General features: G+C 72.9%; 15 protein-coding genes. 7 read left to right on the forward strand and 8 right to left on the reverse strand.

What is annotated here, in order from left to right:
- Positions 1-132 precede the first annotated feature (132 nt).
- The 3 genes from ACWCPW_RS30900 to ACWCPW_RS30910 form a co-directional block, all read right to left on the reverse strand.
- A complete protein-coding gene (locus tag ACWCPW_RS30900) occupies positions 133-372 on the reverse strand; it encodes a YbdD/YjiX family protein (RefSeq protein WP_449764851.1) in 240 nt (79 codons plus the stop codon).
- Positions 369-2,519, reverse strand: a complete 2,151-nt coding sequence (locus ACWCPW_RS30905; protein WP_449764890.1) for a carbon starvation CstA family protein — start codon at positions 2,517-2,519, stop codon at positions 369-371. Before ACWCPW_RS30905 ends, ACWCPW_RS30900 begins: the two co-directional genes overlap by 4 nt.
- Before the next feature lie 156 nt (positions 2,520-2,675).
- Entirely contained in the window at positions 2,676-2,921 is a 246-nt protein-coding gene (locus ACWCPW_RS30910) for a DUF3311 domain-containing protein (protein WP_449764852.1), read from the reverse strand.
- 186 nt (positions 2,922-3,107) lie between these two features.
- Between ACWCPW_RS30910 and ACWCPW_RS30915 the strand changes: the two genes are divergently transcribed.
- The 6 genes from ACWCPW_RS30915 to ACWCPW_RS30940 all read left to right on the forward strand — a co-directional run bounded on the left by ACWCPW_RS30915 (position 3,108) and on the right by ACWCPW_RS30940 (position 10,014).
- Complete coding sequence (locus tag ACWCPW_RS30915; RefSeq protein ID WP_449764853.1) at positions 3,108-4,670, forward strand: sodium:solute symporter family protein; 1,563 nt, start codon at positions 3,108-3,110, stop codon at positions 4,668-4,670.
- Positions 4,671-4,753: 83 nt separating this feature from the next.
- On the forward strand, positions 4,754-5,365 hold the full coding sequence (locus tag ACWCPW_RS30920) for a SigE family RNA polymerase sigma factor (protein ID WP_449764891.1): 612 nt from the start codon (positions 4,754-4,756) through the stop codon (positions 5,363-5,365).
- On the forward strand, positions 5,362-5,616 hold the full coding sequence (locus tag ACWCPW_RS30925) for a hypothetical protein (RefSeq protein ID WP_449764854.1): 255 nt from the start codon (positions 5,362-5,364) through the stop codon (positions 5,614-5,616). The genes ACWCPW_RS30920 and ACWCPW_RS30925 overlap by 4 nt, the downstream gene beginning before the upstream one ends.
- Before the next feature lie 423 nt (positions 5,617-6,039).
- Positions 6,040-7,581, forward strand: a complete 1,542-nt coding sequence (locus ACWCPW_RS30930) for a discoidin domain-containing protein (protein WP_449764855.1) — start codon at positions 6,040-6,042, stop codon at positions 7,579-7,581.
- A 175-nt stretch (positions 7,582-7,756) separates the two neighbouring features.
- The gene (locus ACWCPW_RS30935) at positions 7,757-9,049 is read left to right on the forward strand and encodes an MFS transporter (RefSeq protein WP_449764856.1); all 1,293 of its coding nucleotides are present in this window, start codon (positions 7,757-7,759) and stop codon (positions 9,047-9,049) included.
- Positions 9,046-10,014 carry a hypothetical protein gene (locus tag ACWCPW_RS30940; RefSeq protein WP_449764857.1) on the forward strand — a complete coding sequence of 323 codons (969 nt, stop codon included), beginning with the start codon at positions 9,046-9,048 and terminating at the stop codon, positions 10,012-10,014. Before ACWCPW_RS30935 ends, ACWCPW_RS30940 begins: the two co-directional genes overlap by 4 nt.
- Positions 10,015-10,203: 189 nt before the next feature.
- On the opposite strand, the gene ACWCPW_RS30945 is transcribed toward ACWCPW_RS30940, so the two are convergent.
- Positions 10,204-11,172: an ArsR/SmtB family transcription factor gene (locus ACWCPW_RS30945; RefSeq protein ID WP_449764858.1), complete on the reverse strand. Its 969-nt coding sequence runs from the start codon at positions 11,170-11,172 to the stop codon at positions 10,204-10,206.
- A 298-nt stretch (positions 11,173-11,470) separates the two neighbouring features.
- Here ACWCPW_RS30945 and ACWCPW_RS30950 point away from each other — a divergent pair, with 298 nt between their 5' ends.
- Complete coding sequence (locus ACWCPW_RS30950; RefSeq protein WP_449764859.1) at positions 11,471-12,769, forward strand: alpha/beta hydrolase; 1,299 nt, start codon at positions 11,471-11,473, stop codon at positions 12,767-12,769.
- A 138-nt stretch (positions 12,770-12,907) separates the two neighbouring features.
- Here the strand turns inward: ACWCPW_RS30950 and ACWCPW_RS30955 are convergent, their stop codons facing one another.
- The 4 genes from ACWCPW_RS30955 to ACWCPW_RS30970 all read right to left on the reverse strand — a co-directional run bounded on the left by ACWCPW_RS30955 (position 12,908) and on the right by ACWCPW_RS30970 (position 17,055).
- Entirely contained in the window at positions 12,908-13,603 is a 696-nt protein-coding gene (locus ACWCPW_RS30955; protein ID WP_449764860.1) for a hypothetical protein, read from the reverse strand.
- Between the two features lie 386 nt (positions 13,604-13,989).
- Positions 13,990-14,178, reverse strand: coding sequence for a DUF1059 domain-containing protein (locus ACWCPW_RS30960; protein WP_449764861.1), 189 nt, complete (start codon positions 14,176-14,178; stop codon positions 13,990-13,992).
- Between the two features lie 183 nt (positions 14,179-14,361).
- Positions 14,362-15,141 carry a CAP domain-containing protein gene (locus tag ACWCPW_RS30965; RefSeq protein ID WP_449764862.1) on the reverse strand — a complete coding sequence of 260 codons (780 nt, stop codon included), beginning with the start codon at positions 15,139-15,141 and terminating at the stop codon, positions 14,362-14,364.
- A 222-nt stretch (positions 15,142-15,363) separates the two neighbouring features.
- Positions 15,364-17,055, reverse strand: a complete 1,692-nt coding sequence (locus ACWCPW_RS30970) for a sigma-70 family RNA polymerase sigma factor (RefSeq protein ID WP_449764863.1) — start codon at positions 17,053-17,055, stop codon at positions 15,364-15,366.
- Positions 17,056-17,116 lie beyond the last annotated feature (61 nt).

The raw sequence follows: 17,116 nt of genomic DNA on the forward strand, positions 1-17,116 counted from the left end.
ACGGGCGGGTGCGCCGTGCACGGGCCGCGCGACCGGGTCGGGCGGACCCGGCCGGCGCGGCGCGTGTCGGTCGTCGCGTGTCGGTCGTCGCGGATCACGGATCGGTCGTCGGATCCCCGCCGCCGGCGCGGCTCAGCAGCAGCGGGTCTGCGGGTTCTCCTCGCGCCGCCCGGCCCGCCAGGACTCGTAGGCCCGCCGGGACGGCACCGGCCGATCCGGATGCTCGCGCAGGTGCCGCCGACAGTGCCGGTCGTACTCCGCGTCGCCGGAGATCTCCCGCAGGTACCACCGGATCCAGCGGAACAGCCGCTTCGGGCCCGACCCGCCCCCCACGTCGGGGTCCGGGTTCACCTCGGGGTCGGTGCGCGTCACAACCGAGCCGCCTCGTCGCCGGAACCCGGAGCCGCGCCCGTGCCCGCGCCCGTACTCGCTCCCGCTCCCGCGAATTCCCGCACGCGCGGTGCGTCGACGGGTTCGTCCGTCAGCTTCGACTCGACGTAGGCGGTCTCCGTGGTGGGCAGCGACCCCCCGGCCCGGATCGCCCGCACGCACACGATCGCCGCGTTGCCCATCACCAGCGCGATCAGTACCAGGAACACCGAGATCAGCACGCCGTCCACGGTGGAGTTGAGCACCACGGTGTGCATGTCGTCCATGTTCTTCGCCGGGCCCAGCACCTTGCCCGCGTCGATCGCGTCGGCGTAGCGGTCCCGTTGCGCGAAGAAGCCGACCCGGGGGTCGTCGGAGAAGATCTTCTGCATCCCGGCGGTGTAGGTCACCGCCACGTCCCAGGCCAGCGGGATGCCGGTGACCCAGGCCCAGCGCAGCTTGCCCGACTTGATCAGCACGGTGGTGGCCACGGTCAGCGCGACGGCGGCGAGCAGTTGGTTCGCGATGCCGAACAGCGGGAAGAGCTGGTTGATCCCGCCCAGCGGGTCGGTGGCCCCGGCGTACAGGAAGTAGCCCCACAGGCCCACCACCACGGCGCTGGTGATCCAGATGCCGGGCTTCCAGTTGACCCGGCCGATCGGCTTCCAGACGTTGCCCAGCATGTCCTGGAGCATGAACCGGCCCACCCGGGTGCCGGCATCCACCGTGGTCAGGATGAACAGCGCCTCGAACATGATCGCGAAGTGGTACCAGAACGCCTTCATCCCGGCGCCGCCGAAGACTTCGGCGAATATCTCCGACATGCCCACGGCCAGCGTGGGCGCTCCGCCGGACCGGGCGATCAGGGTCTTCTCCTCGACCGCGGTCGCCGCCGAGCGCAGGTCCTCGGGACTGATCGTGAAGCCGAGACCGGCCACCGCCTGCGAGGCGCTCTCGGCGGTGGCACCGAGAACTCCGGCGGGGGCGTTCATCGCGTAGTACAGACCCGGATCGATCACACACGCCGCGATCAGCGCCATCACCGCCACGAACGACTCCATCAACATGGCGCCGTAGCCGATCATCCGGACCTGCGACTCCTTCCTGATCAGCTTCGGCGTGGTGCCGGAGGCGACCAGGGCGTGGAAGCCGGACAACGCCCCGCACGCGATGGTGATGAACAGGAACGGGAACATCGACCCGGCGAACACCGGCCCGGAGCCCGAGCTCGCGAACGAACTGACCGCGTCGGTCTTCAGGTTCGGCGCGGCCACGAGCACCCCGATCGCCAGGAGCACGATCGTGCCGACCTTCATGAAGGTGGACAGGTAGTCGCGCGGGGCCAGCAGCAGCCACACCGGCAACACCGAGGCGACGAAGCCGTATCCGACCAGGCAGAACACCAGCGTGGTCGGGCTCCAGGTGAACGCGTCGCCCAGCGCGGTGTCCTCGATCTGCCCGCCGCCGATGATCGCGGCCAGCAACAGCACGACGCCGATCACGCTGGTCTCCAGCACCCGACCCGGGCGCAGGAAGCGCAGGTAGACGCCCATGAACAAGGCGATCGGGATGGTCAGCGTGACCGAGAAGGTCCCCCACGGCGAGTTCGCCAGCGCGTTGACCACGACCAGGGCGAGCACCGCGAGCAGGATGATCATGATCACGAACACCGCGATCAGCGCCGCGACGCCGCCGACCCGGCCGATCTCCTCGCGGGCCATCTGCCCCAGGCTCTTGCCGTCCCGGCGCATGGAGAGGAAGAGGATCACCATGTCCTGCACGGCCCCGGCGAAGATCACCCCCACCACGATCCAGATCGTGCCCGGCAGGTAGCCCATCTGCGCGGCCAGCACCGGGCCCACCAGCGGCCCGGCACCGGCGATCGCGGCGAAGTGGTGCCCGAACAGCACCCGGCGGTCCGTCGGCTGGTAGTCGACGCCGTCGTCCAGGCGCTCGGCCGGGGTGGCCCGGGTGTCGTCCGGCTCCAGGACGCGTACGGCGATGAATCGGGAGTAGAAGCGATAGGCGATCGCGTACGAGGCGACTGCCGCGAAGATCAACCAGACGGCCGAGATCTCCTCGCCGCGGGCCAGGGCGACCACGCCCCAGCCGGCCGCGCCGATCAGCGCGACGACGGTCCAGATCAGGATCGACCTCGGGTTGTACGAACGCGGGCTGCGGGTGCCGGTGCTGGTGCTGGTACTGGTGTTGGTGGGGGGCACGCGTACTCCTCATCGGGCAGGGGACGGAAGAGCGACGGACGGGTACGACGGGAGCGGCCGGGGGCGGCGGCCGATCCGGATCGGTCAGGCCTCGCGCCGGTCGGGGCGGCGCAGCAGCAGGTAGGCGACGAGCATGGCGGCGGCGCACCCCGGCACCCAGGCGAGCTGGTACCAGTAGAAGAACGGGACGCCGGCCGTTTCCGGCCCTCGGCGGGCGTACGAGGGCACCCACAGCAGCGCCGCGACCGGCGCGGCAAGGCAGACCCCGGCCGCGATCCGGCGGCGCGCGCGGGCGCGTCCGGCGGCGGTCGGGGGTCGGTTCCCGGTCATCACGCCTCCTGCTGTCGGTGGTCACGGGGCCGACCGTGCGCCGGCCCTGTGGAAGAGTTGCGCGTGCGCGCTTTTTGGTTGACAGCCGATGTCCGGCGGATTTCCGCGAGGCGGCCCGGGCCGGGTCGGGTACGCTCGCGCAACCCGTGGGCGAGCGCGCTCACACGTCGATCCGGACGGTGACGGATGACCGACGGGGCCATGATCGCGGCCCTCCTGATCGTCGTCGGCGGTGCCTCGCTACTGGCGGTGACCGCGCCGCGCCTGCGCCGCACCGACGACCTGCCGTCGCTGGGGAACTGGTCGCTGGCCGACCGCGGTCTCGGCCCGGTGTGGACCTGGTTCCTGCTCGGCGGCACGATCTTCACCGCGTACACCTTCACCGCCGTACCGGGCCAGGTGTACGGCCGGGGCGCGTCCGCGTTCTTCGCGCTGCCGTACACGGTGATCGTGTGCCCGATGGCCTTCGTCCTGCTGCCCCGGCTGTGGGCCGTGGCCCGCCGGCACGGCTACCTGACCGTCGGCGACTTCGTCCGGGGCCGCTACGGCTCGCCGGCGCTGGCGCTGGTGGTCGCGCTGACCGGGATCCTGGCCACGATGCCGTACCTGGCGCTCCAGGTGTTGGGCATCCGCGCCGTGCTCGCCGCCGCGGGGCTGCATCCGCGCGGCGCGGCCGGCGACCTGACCATGGTCGCGCTCTTCGCCGGCCTGGCGATCGCCACGTATCGGCACGGGCTGCGCGCTCCCACGGTGATCTCGGCGCTCAAGGGTGTGGTGATCTTCGGCTCGGCCGCGGTGGCGGTGGCCTTTGTGCTGCGCCGGTTCGGCGGGCCGGGGCCGATGTTCGAGGCCGCGGACCGGCGGCTGGCCGCGCGCGGACCGATGGACGCCTCGCTGGTCCTGGGGCCGCATCAGCAGGCCGGGTTCGCCACGCTGGCGTTCGGGTCGGCGCTGGCGCTGTTGATGTACCCGCACGTGCTGACCGCCGGGTTCGCCGCGTCCGGTCCCGACACGCTGCGCCGGGTCTGCGTCGCGTTGCCCGCCTGGACCTCGGTGCTGGCGATGTTCGGCGTGCTGGGCATCGCGGCGGTGGCGATGGACGTCGACGCGCCCTCGGGTACGGCCGAGGCGGCCGTACCGATGCTGGTCGACCGGCTGCTGCCGGCCTTTCCGGCCGGTCTGGTGTTCGGCGCGATCATCGTCGGCGCGTTGGTGCCGGCTGCGGTGATGTCGATCGCCGCCGCGACCTCCTTCGTGCGCAACGTCTACGTCGCGTACTTCCAGCCGACGGCCACGCCCAAGCGGCAGATGCGCGTCGCGCAGTGGGTGTCGCTGACCGCGAAGGTGGGCGCGGTGGCGTTCGTCTTCGGGCTGCGCGACCAGGCCGCGATCAATCTGCAACTGCTCGGCGGGGTGTGGATCCTGCAGATCTTCCCGGCCGTGGTGATCGGGCTGTTCACCCGGCGTCTGCACCACCGGGCACTGCTGGCGGGCTGGGCGGTGGGCATGCTGACCGGTACCGTCGCGGTCGTGCGGGAGGGCTTCGTCTCGCTGATCCGGGTCGAGCTGGGAGGTTGGGGAGTGCAGATGTACGCGGGGCTCGCCGCGCTGCTGCTCAACCTCGCGGTCACCCTGGTCCTCACCGAGGTGTTCGACCGGATGGGCAGCGCGCGGGGTGCGGACACCACGGCGCTGCCGGCGCGCCTGGCCGGCCGGCGTGGCCCGGGGAAGGAGGCGAACGGTTCGTGAAACGCCTGCGCCGGGACACCGAGCCCGCACCGGCACCCGCTGCCGCGCCGTCGCGCGGCGCGGCGGTCCCGCAGGGGCCGATCGTGGAGTCGCGGGTTGCCGAGGCATCGCTCCCCGAGGCACTGGTGCCCGAGGCGCTGCTCCCCGAGACCCTCGTCCCCGAGACCCCGCGCCCGGGCGGGACGCAGCCGTCGCCGGTCGCGGACGAATCGGATCGCGAGGTGCAGGTCGCACGCCTGTTCGACCTGCACTACCCCTCGATGCTCCGACTCGCGACCCTCCTGGGCGCCGACGACCCGGAGAACATCGTGGCCGAGGCGTACTACGAGATCTACCGCAAATTCCGCAAACTGCGCACGCCCGACGCCGCCGCCGCCTATCTGCGTTCGGTCGTGTGCAACCAGACCCGGATGCGAATACGCCATCTCCAGGTCGCCCGCCGACACGTCGAGGAATCCGTCGACACGGTGGCCTCCGCCGAGACCTCGGCCCTGCTGCGCGACGACCAGCAGGCGCTGATCCGCGCGCTGCGCGAGTTGCCCGCACGCCAGCGCGAGGCACTCGTCCTGCGCCACTGGCTCGGGCTCAAGGAGAAGGAGATCGCGTCGACCATGGGCATCTCGGTCGGCTCCGTCAAAACGCACACCGCTCGTGGGATCGCCGCTCTCACGCACGCGCTGGAGGTACGGCGATGAACAACCCTCCCACCCCTCCCGACACCGAGCGACACCTGCGCGAGGCCCTGGAAACCCTCGCCGCCGGCGTACACCCGGCCCCCGACGCCTACCGCACCGCCCACCAGGACTGGCAACGCCGCGAACGCCGCCGCCGGCTGATCCTGGCCGGCCTGATCCTCGTCGTCTTCACCCTGGCCACCGTCATCGGCGTCCTGGTCCTCAACCACGCCCCCGCCACCCCCACCTTCGACCACCCCGGCTCCCCCTGATCCACCGCCGCATCCGAGTCCCTCGAGTCGTCGGGGTGCTCGGCGCGTGGGGGCGCAAGGGGTGGTCGGTGGCTTCTTGTCGTCGGGTTCGGGCGGGGGGCGTGGACTGCGCGGGTCTTGTTAGTAAAGTTTCCTAACAAGTCTTGACGGGGTGCGCGGCGGCTTGGGATCGTCGGGCCAACAGTCGGGCCGGAGGCTCCTGTTGGGGTACTGCGGACTGTTGTTTCGCGGTGTCGCCAGGTCCCGCGAGCGCACTTCTCCGGCCCGATCGAGCGCACCATCCCGCCCGGCTCAGGCACGACGATCGGCTCCTCAACGCTGGAGGACGACGTGCACCTGTCCCTGCCCACGCGCCCGCATCGCGGAAGATCCCCGGCCCGGTTCGGCCGGCGCGCCCTGTCCCGAATTCCCCGACTGCCCGCGGTGATCGCCGTCGTCGCGATGTTGGCAACCGTGCTGACCTTCGGGGAAACCGCCTCCGCCGCCGAGGTGTTGCTCTCCCGCGGCAAACCCGCCGCCGCCTCGTCCACCGAGAGTTCGACCTACGGCGCCGCCAAGGCCGTGGACGGCAAGACCACCACCCGGTGGGCGAGCAAGGAGGGCGCCGGCGCCCAATGGCTCAGCGTCGACCTCGGCTCCGACGTCTCGATCTCCCGGGTGCGGCTGACCTGGGAGGCCGCCTACGCCACGGCCTACCGGATCGAGGTCTCGCCCGACGGCGCGTCCTGGACCAAGGTCTACAACACCTCCGCCGGCGACGGCGGCACCGACGATCTCGGCGCGTTGTCCACGCACGGTCGCCACGTGCGGGTGTACGCGACCACGCGGGCCACCGAATACGGCTATTCCCTCTGGGAGTTCGAGGTCTTCGGCGCGGGCGGCCCGGACACCACCGCACCGAGCACGCCGACCGCGCTGCGGGTGACCGGCACCACGTCCACCGGCGTCTCGCTGGGCTGGACCGCCTCCACCGACAACGTCGGCGTGACCGGCTACGACGTGCTGCGCGACGGCGTCACGGTCGGCACCAGCGCCGGCACCTCCTACGCCGACACCGGCCTGACCACCGGGGTCGGCTACACCTACACCGTCCGCGCCCGCGACGCGGCGGGCAACCTGTCCGCGCCCAGTGCCTCGGTGGTCGGCACCCCGCAGGCCGGCGGCTCCTCGTTCACCGTGGTCGCGGCCGGCGACATCTCCGACCCGGGCTGCACGTCGTCGCAGGACTGCGGGGCCGAGCAGACCGCGAAGCGGGTCGAGGCGATCAACCCGGACGAGGTGATCACGCTCGGGGACAACCAGTACGACACGGGCAGCCTCGCCGACTTCCGCAAGTACTACGACACCACGTGGGGCCGGTTCAAGGCCAAGACCCATCCCTCCCCGGGCAATCACGAGTACGACGACAGTCCTCCCGAGTCCGGCTACAAGGCCTACTTCGGCGACCGGGCGACTCCGAACGGCACCACCTGGTACAGCTGGGACCGGGGCGGCTGGCACTTCATCGCGCTCGACTCCGAGCAGTCGATGTCGGCGAACTCGGCGCAGATCCAATGGCTGAAGGCGGACCTGGCGAACAACTCGCAAGGATGCGTGGCCGCTTACTGGCACAAGCCCCTGTACAGCTCGGGACCGCAGGCCGACAAGGTCAGTCAGACCGCGTGGCAGGTGCTCTACGACGCGCGCACCGATCTGATCCTCAACGGGCACGACCACCTCTACGAGCGCTACGCGCCGCAGAACCCCAAGGCCAAGGCGGATCCCGCCGGCATCCGCGAGTTGCTCGTGGGCACCGGCGGCGCGGACCCGTACGACTTCGAGAGTCCGCAGCCCAACAGCGAGAAGCGGGTGACCGGTTCGCCGGCCGTGCTCAAGCTGACCCTCTCCGCCGGCACCTACTCCGGACAGCTCGTGCGCTACGACGGCAAGCAGCTCGACTCCTTCGGACCGGTCGGCTGCCACTGAGTCCACCGATCGTGCGGGCCGCCCGGCGACCTCCTTCCCGGCCGGCCCGCACCGGGCTCGTTCCAACCCGTTCCAACCCGCCCCGTCCCCGTCCCGCCCCCGTCCCCGCCCGCTCCATCTCGCTCCGACCCGACCCGAGTCCACCGTCCCCGGACGGATCGAGGGAGGACCGCCCGTGTACATCGCCGCCACCCGGCGCGCGGACCAGGCCGGTGGGATCGCCTCGGCCCGGACGCCGCGCAGGTTCGCGCGCAACGTCCCGGCCAACGTGCTCGCGCTCGGCGCCGTCAGCCTGGTCACCGACGTCTCCTCGGAGATGGTCACCGCCGTACTGCCCACCTACTTCGTGCTCACCCTGGGTCTGAGCCCGCTGCAATACGGCCTCCTGGACGGCACCTACTTCGGCGTCACCGCGTTCGTGCGCCTGCTCGGCGGCCAGGTGGCCGACCGCACCCGCCGGCGCAAGCTGGTCGCGGGCACCGGGTACGGCCTGTCCGCCGTGTGCAAACTCGGCCTGCCACTGGCCGGTTCGTCGGTCACCGGCCTCGGCCTGGTGCTCGCGGCGGACCGCACCGGCAAGGGCCTGCGTACCGCGCCGCGCGACGCGCTGATCACACTCAGCACCCCGGCGCCCGACCTGGGTCGGGCGTTCGGCGTGCACCGCGCGATGGACACGATCGGCGCCTTCCTCGGCCCGCTCGCCGCGTTCGCCGTGTTGTGGGCCACCCACGACGCGTACGACGCCGTGTTCGTGGTGAGCTTCTGCGTGGCCGTCTTCGCGGTGCTGCTGATGGCGCTGTACGTGCGCGACCACCGCGAACCGGCCGCGCCCCGGCGCGAGTCGTCGCTGCGGGCCGCGTTCGCGCTGCTGCGCCTGGGTCCGTTCCGGCGCGCCTGCGTGGCCGCCACCGTGCTGGGACTGCTCACCGTCGGCGACACGTTCGTGTACCTGGTCCTGCAACAGGGCTTCGACATCCCGCTCCGATACTTCCCGTTGTTGCCGCTGGGCACCGCCGGGGCCTACCTGCTGCTCGCCGTGCCGCTCGGTCGGCTCGCCGACCGGGTCGGCCGATTCCGCGTCTTCCTCGGCGGGCACCTCGCCCTGCTCGCGGCCTACGCGGTGGCCGCCGCGCCCACCGGCGACCGCACCCCGGGCACCCCGCTGCTGTGGACCGTGCTGCTGAGCGTGCTGGTACTCCAAGGCCTGTTCTACGCCGCCACCGACGGCGTGCTGATGGCCGCCGCCGGACCGCTGCTCCCGGTGCACCTGCGCACCAGCGGCCTGGCCCTGCTCCAGACCGGTCAGGCCGGCGCCCGGATGGTGTCCTCGGTGCTCTTCGGCGCGGCGTGGACGTTGTGGGGTTCGCGCCCCGCACTGCTCGCCATGGGAGTCGGGATGGCCGGCTGCCTCGTCCTGGCCCGGCGGTTGTTGCCGTCGCGGTCCCCGCTCCCGGAGGTGACCGGATGAGGCGCGCCCTGGCGTTGCTGCTCGGCCTGTTGGTATTGGCCGGAGTGGGGGTCGGGTACTCGACCTTCGCGGCCGGCCGCGAGGAGGAAGCGACGGTCGAACGCCGACCGCTGGACCTGGCCGCGGGCGGGCAGTTGGTGTTCGTGGACACCGACCGCGGCGGCGGCCGGCGCACCGTGGCCGCGACCGGGATCGACCCGGCCGGCAACACCGGCCCGTCCCGGATCGACAGCGGGCTGCGCTGCGAACGCTTCGCGGTCGGCGCGGGCACCGGAGTCTGCCTGCAGACCCGAGGCGGCCCGCTGCCCGGCACCGACGCGCTGATCGTGGACGGTTCGATGAACGTGCGACGCCGGATCGAACTCGCGGGCACGCCCAGTCGCGCCCGGGTCTCGGCGAGCGGACGCATGGTGTCCTGGACCGTCTTCGTCACCGGCGAGTCCTACAACAAGACCGGGTTCTCCACCTGGACCGGCATCCTGGACACCCGCACCGACTACACGCTGATCAACATCGAGGCCATCCCGCTGACCATCGACGGCAAGCGCTACCGATCCGCCGACGTCAACTACTGGGGCGTCACCTTCGCCGCCGACGACAACCGCTTCTACGCGACGGTGTCCACCAAGGGACGCACCTACCTGGTCGAGGGCGACTACGCGAACTGGGAGGCGCACACCGTACGGGAGAACCTGGAATGCCCGTCGTTGTCCCCGGACGGCACCCGGATCGCGTTCAAGAAGCGTTCCGGCAGCACCACATGGCGACTGCACGTGCTCGACCTGGCGACGATGCGCGAGACCCCGTTGGCCGAGCGCGCGAATGTCGACGACCAAGCGGCCTGGCTGGACGACCACACCGTGATGTACGGGCGGGACAAGAACGTCTACGCGGTGCCCTCCGACGGAACCGGCGCCCCACGCCTGCTCGCCGCGAAGGCGGCCTCACCGACCGTCCTACGCTGACCGGCGGCCACCCGACCGCACCCGACGCGGCATCCACCGCGCCGGCCCCTCGCCCGATACCCCGCACGGATTCGCGCCATCGACCGAACTCCCTTCACCTCGGCGGCACCCGCGTGACCAGCCAAACCACCGCGCCGGAGGGCGTCAACGGCTCCGGGCGTCGCCGAAGGGTCGGCCCGATCGCGGCGCTCAGCCGGTGTGCCGGCCGATCAACAGGGTTCCCACGGCCGTGCGTTCGTGTCGGACGGAACGACCGGCGCGGGTGGTCGTGATCAGTCCGGCACCGCGAAGGGCGGCGGTGTGCGCGGACACCGTCGCGTTGCTCACCCGCAGCCGACGGGCCAGGTCACCGGTGGTGTACCCGGTCTCCAACGCCTGCAGGATGTCCAGCCGGGTACGGCCGAGCACCGCGGCCAACGAGTCCTCGGTGTCCCCGGATCCGGCGAGGGCGAGCGGCAGACCCGGGCCCGCCGGGTAGGTGACGACCACGGGCCGGTCGGGCAGGTCCGACACGAGCGCGTGCGCGCTCCAGTGGAAGGTGGGCAGGAGCAGCAGGCCGCGCCCGCGCAGTTCGACGTCCCCCGCGAACCGGCCCGCGAACTCCCAGACATCCTCGTGCAGCCGACTGCCCGGCACGAGTCCGACGAGTCCGGCGCCGAGACCGTGCTCGGCCGTGGTCAGCGCGTGTCGGGTGAACTCGGTTCGATGCAGGTCCTGCACCAGGGACCAGACCGGACGCAGGACCGTCTCGAAGGCCGCGCGTTGGGCGTGCCGCACGATCTGCCACGCGTCCGCGTCGCCCCGGTGCAGGTCCCGGATCCAGCGCGGCGCGGGCGCGGGGTGCCCGGCGTACACCCGCTCGATCTCCGCGCGCACCACCTCCGGTCGGGTCGCCCGGACCGTGTCCAGGCCGTCGGTCAGCGAATCCTCGAACACGTCGATGAAGGTGGGCGGGCGCCCGCCGGGAACCAGATCCGCCAGCGGATCGACCGCCTGCGGCAGCGAGCGCAGCAGCCGTTGTCGCCGGCCGCCGAAGAGCAGCGCGTCGCCGGGGGTGACCATCCGGGTCAGCGCCGCGTTCAACTCCTGGAGCGGGGCCGGTCGAGGGGCGAACCGAACCCGGCCGAAGTCGGCGGTGGTGAAACGGATCCGGATCACTACTCCCCCTGTCCGCGCGGCGCCATCCTTTCGGCCCGAGCCTCAACCCTCGCGTGGGGTCCCGGCCGGCCGGCAGCCTTCGGGACATGCCCCGGGCATTCACCCAGGAGCCGGCGAACGGCACAAGGGCGCAGGTCACAGCGCTGCCGTGCCCGACACTCCACACCGCACGACCCGACCCGACGCCATCCGACGCCGGCGCACGACACCCGGCACCCGGCACCCGGCACCCGGCACGACACCGCACCACAGCACACCGCACGACACCGCACGACACAGCTCGCCACGAGGAGAACCCATGGTCCGCGAAGCAGCCGGCGACGGCGCCGGAATCGACCGACGGCGCGTCATCACCTCCGCGATACCGGCCGCCGCACTGCTCGTCACGGGCGGCATCGCCCGCGCCCGACCCGCGTCCGCCCGACCGGCCGACCCGCGGCGCGCCGACCCGCGACCGGCCGACCCGCGACCGACCACCGGGCGCACGCTGCGGCTCGCGCCCCCGACCGGGCCCCACCCGATCGGTACCACCACGTTGTACCTGGTCGATCGTTCCCGGCCGGACCCGTGGGAGCCGATCCCGGTGCGGGAGTTGATGATCACCGTGTTCTACCCGGCCCGCACCGTGCGCGGCTACCCGGTCGCGCCACACCTGCCCGCCGAAGCCGCGCGGGAGTTCGCGTCCGCCGCTCCGCTGACCCATCCGCAGTTGCCCGCGGCCGGGGTGGACTGGGCGGCCACCGCCACCCACGCGCACTCGAACGCGCCCGCGCTCACCGATCGGCGCCCCGTACTGCTGTACAGCCCCGGCGGCGGCGACCCGCGCGGGACGGGCACCGGCCTCGCCGAGGAGCTGGCGAGCCGAGGCTACGTGGTGGTGAGCGTCGACCACCCGGGAGACGCCGCCGTGGTGGAGTTCCCGGTCGACATGGCGGGTCGGGACGACCGGGTGCGTTGGACCGTCTTCCGCTTCGACCCGCGGACCGACCCGGGCATGTTCCGCACCGCGATCGCCACCCGGATCGCGGACACCCGCTTCGTCCTGGACCGACTGGCGGTCCTGGCCGCCGGCGGGAACCCGGACCCGACCGGGGCGCCGCTGCCCGACGGCCTGCACCGGGCCCTCGACCTGCGTCGGGTGGGCGTCTACGGTCACTCGGCGGGCGGAACGACCGCCGCCGGGACGATGTACGAGGACCGCCGCGTCGCCGCCGCGGTCAACCTGGAGGGCTATCTGGATCACCCGTCGCCGGCGCCCGGCCGGGAGGGCGAGCTGTACCCGATCGCCCGCGACGGCACCGACCGACCGCTGCTCCTGGTCGGCACCGACGGCTTCACCGACCAGCGGAACCTGGACCGCTCGTGGTCCGCGCTGCTCGCCAATTCCCGCCGCCCCGTGCCTCGGCGCCGGATCACGCACGCCGCGCACCAGGTGTTCACCGACCACGCGGTGATCGCACCCCGACTGCAAGCCTGGGGACTGATGCCCGTCGCCGATCGCATCTCGCTGATCGGCGCGATCGAACCGGCCGACTCGGTGCCCACCGTGCGCCGATACGTGCACTCGTTCTTCGACCGGCATCTGCCCACACGCTGAGCGGCCCGGCCCGGCGCGACGTAACGCGGTCCGAGGGCTCGACAACTCGACAGCCCATCGGCCCGACAGCCCGACAGCCCGACGGCTCCCCGGCGAGGCCGCGCTCGGCCCGGGGGCGCCGGCCGGCCGACGGCGGGGTCAGAACCGGCAGCTCACGCCGGAGAAATCGCACGTGGCGTTGGTGACCGGATCCTTGAGCTCGAAGTAGACCGTGAGTTCCTCGTGCGGCTGCAGGGGTCGCGTCGACGTGGCGGTCGCCACCGTGGTGCCGTACTGCGCGGTGAGGCCGCCGTTCCCGTCCGCGCGGAAGACGGTGAACCGTGAACCCGACACGGTGACCGTCAGCTTCCATGACTTGAGCGGGCGGTCGGTCGGGTTGACCACGTCGATGTATCCGCTGGTGGCGAACCGGTCGACCATCACCACGATCTCGCCGGGCTTCGCCTCGCTCGCCTGCGGCGTGTCCACGGGTGTCGCGCCGGGCGCGGTCGCGGGCGGCGGCACGCCGGGCGGCTGCGCGGGGGCGCCCGGGGGCTGCGCCGGCCCGGATGACGCGCCGGGCTGTCCCGGCGCGGGTGCGGACGACGACGCGGAGGGCGTCGGCGTCCCGGACGCGGTGCCGGTCACCGTGCCACCGGCCCGCGGCGTGGCGTCCGTCGGCTGGGGGCTGCCGGACCCCGTGACGCCCCCGCCGCCGACGGGAGTGCCCTCCGCCACCGAGGTGGCGTCCGGGCCCGTCGACCGCGCGCCGCGCTTGTCGTCACCCGCGAACAGCCAGGCCCACGACGTGATCAGGAAGCACACGATCACCACGGCGATCAACGGGATCGCCACACCGCCGGCGGTTCCGTCGCGTCGCTGCCGGCGCCCACCATCGGCTGCCGCTTCGTCGTCCCCACGCCGACCCACGTCCCACCCATTTTCTCGTCGCTGCCGTGCCCGGCGCGGGAAGTCGGAAAGCACTCGGCGCGCGGAGGCACTCCCGTACCCCTGTGACTGCGGACGAGCGCGATGCTGCCCGACACGTCGATCACCTCACAAGCCGAAGCACGCGGAAGCGGCATCGCGTTCCGAACAGTGCGGGTCTCCCGCGGCGTGCGTCGTCGGGAGGTCATCTGACTCATCGAGACTCATCGGGACTCATCGGGACTCATCGGGACTCATCGGGACTCATCGGGACTTCATCGGGAGGAGTGGCGGCTCGCTTCGGACGTGCCCGACTAGCGTCCGGGTTCCTCGTCCTTCAACTCCTTGCGAATCTCCTCGCGCAGCTCGGGTGAGTCGGTGTGCCCGTGCACGGTCTCGGCGTGCTGCGCGGCGGCCAGGACGACCTCGTCCTCGGTCCCGGCGATGGTGAGGGTGCATCCGGACTCACTGGGAAAGTCCCGGCAATCGACGACCTTGCGCATGGCGTCCTCCCGGACTGGGATGTGGTCCCCGAGGGCATGGCCTCGGGTCGGACGGCGCGAGGCCATGGTCATAGTTTAGAGCGTTTTGTGGCGATTTCGAGCCGGTTCGGCGGTCGGCGCGGGCCACCGAGCGGGGTTGATCGACCCCGCTCGGCGCACCCGTCGCGCCGCGCCGGGTCGGCGTCAGCCGTTGGCGAACTCGTGGACGCCCCACCAGCCGCTCTCGTCGCGGTGGAAGCCGATGCCCGCCTCGGTGTGGCCGGGGTCGGTCTGGTTGCGGTAGTGGCCGGGGCTGTGCCGCCACATGTCCTGGAACTTCTCGGCGGCCTGCCGGGCCGTCATGGCCGGATCGCCCCACCAGACGATGTTCTCGGCCACACCCGTGCGGGCGCCGGTGACCAGCGCGTCGGCCTCGGCGCCGGAGTGGGCGAAGCCGGTGCGGCGCGTGTGTTCGGCCCACGTGCGGGCGAAGTCGCTCAGGTCGGTGCTCGCTCGGAGCGGACACAGCCCGACCTTCGCGCGTTCGGCCTTGAGCAGTTCCAGCGACATCGCCTCGGCGTCGGCGATCGACTGCGAGGCGGGACGGTCGCCGCGCACGGTCGGGTTGGCGCCGGGCGGCCCGCCCGGCGCGGCGGGGCCGGTGGGCCGGGCGTTCTTCCCGGGTTGGGCCTTGCCGTCCGTACCGCCGGCGCGGCTCGCGGAGGTGGACGGGGTCGGCTTGCGCGTCGCGGGCGCGGTGCCGGCGGTCGGGCTCGTCGCACCCGCGGAGGCCGGCGGCGCGGCAGTGGTCGGCGCGGTCGTCGTGGCCGGCGCCGAGGCGGTGTCGGCCGTCGTGGTCGTGGCTCGGCCCGCCCCTTCGTGCCGCTCGGCGGGCGAGCCGCAGCCGGTCACCACGAGGGCGGCCGGCGCGGCGGCGAGGGTGGTCGACAGGACCCGGTGGTGTCGGTACTGCCGGTACCGCACGATGCGCAACTCCTCGAAACGTACGGCTCGTCGACCGGCACGGACGCCGGGGACACCTGGGAGAGCCGAGGAGCGCGGGTGGATAACGGAAACGGCGCGGGTTTCTTCGGTCGGGAATCGTCGGTCGGCAGTCGCCTCGACCACGGCCTGCCCGTCGCCCCGGCCGGCGCGCAGGCAGGCGAGCCGAACGGCGGGCAGGCAGGCCATGAGCGGGCGTGCGGGTCACGCCGGTGCGGCGAAGATCTGGGTCCACCACGTGTTTCCGCCCGGACCCAGCGTGACGCCGACACCGATGTCGGCGAAGCCGCAATCGAGGATGTTGCCCCGGTGGACCGGACTGGCCAGCCACTGCGCGACCACGCGCGGGGCGTCCTGGCGGCCCCGGTCGAGATTCTCGCCCCAGGATCGCCAGCGGTAGCTGGCGGCGGTGATCCGGCCGTCGGCCCGCACCCCGTCCGGGTTGACGTGGTCGTAGAAGCGCCGGGCGAGCATGTCGTCGGAGTGTTTGCGGGCGACGGTGCGCAGTCGGTCGTCGACGCGGACCGGGGCGCAACCGTGCTCGGCCCGGGCGGCGTTGACCAGGTCCACGACGGCTCGTTCGAGCCGGGCCCGGGTGTCGACGGCGGCGGTCGTCCGGGTGGCCGGCGGTTCCGTCGAGGCCGGTGGCGGGCCGGCCGGCCCGGTGGTCGGTGGCGGATCGGTGGCCGGTGCCGTGGTCGGGACCCGGGCCGCGTCGACCGCGGGCGGGCTCGGGGCGGGGGCGGGCGCGCCTTGCCGCGGTGCGGCGGGCTGGGGACGGTCGACGAGCAGGACCACGGCGAGTACGACGAGGCCGATCGCGGCGGCGACCCCGGACGCGAGCCGGCGGGGTCGGCGAGCCGGACGCGGTGCGGCGTGGCCGTGAGGGGTCGGCCCGACATGGGCGGGTCCGGCCGCCGGATCGGGGGCGATCGCCGGGTTCGGCCCGGCGACCGGACTCGGGCCCGCGAGGAGACCCGGGTCGGCGAGGAGACCCGGGTCGGCGGTCGGACCCGAGTCGACGAGCGAGCCGGGGCCGTCGAGCGCGCCCGGGCCGGCGAGCGAGTGCGAAAAGGCCACCGCGCTCGGCCCCGCCGCCCCGGCCGCCGCCCCCCACGGCGCCTGCGCGATCAGCCGCAGCAGTACCGCCGTGGGCGGCAGCAGCGCCAACCCGGCGAGCAGGCCCTCCACCGGGGCCAGGCCGTGGCGATGCGCGCCGCACGTACCGCACGCGCGTGCGTGTCGGGAGATGCGCTTGCGCCACAGCGGTGTCGGCCGCCCGTCCCAGGGCGCGATCAGCGCGGCCGCCTCCGCGCAGCGCGGGTCCGCGGCGAGCGCGCGGACCACCACGCGGGCCGCCTCCAACTGCTCCTTCATCCGCTGGACCCGGACCGCCACATGCGTCGCGGGCAGGTCGAGGGCCGCGGCGAGTTCGGCCCGGGTCAGCGTGCCGGCCGCCTCCAACCACCACAGGGCGAGCAGTTCGCGGGTGTCCGGGTCCAGCCAGCGGGTCGCCTCGGCGACGTCCCGGCGCTGCCCGGACAGGCCCAGGCGCAGGATGGTCAGGTCGGCGAAGTCGCCCGCGGGGTCCGGGTACTCGGCGATCTCGTCGAGCGCGGTGGTGGTCGTGCGTCGGGCGTACCGACGGCGCACCTGGTTGATCGCGATGGCCACCAGCCAGGACCGGAAGCGCTCGGGATCACGCAGGCCGCCGAGGCCGGACACCGCGCGGAGCATGGTCTCCTGCACGACGTCGTCCACGTCCGCGTGCCCGTCCAGCGCCCGGCCGACGATGTTGTACACCAACGGCAGCCACGCGGCCACCAGTCGATCGCGGGCACACAGATCACCGCTCTGGGCCGCGACGACCAGGGCGGTGTTGTGCTCGTTGTCCACGTACGTCCACTTTCCTCGACCGGCGTGACGGGCCCGATCCCGTCCATCCGCCACTCGGGAG

The organism is Embleya sp. NPDC001921 (assembly GCF_053594475.1).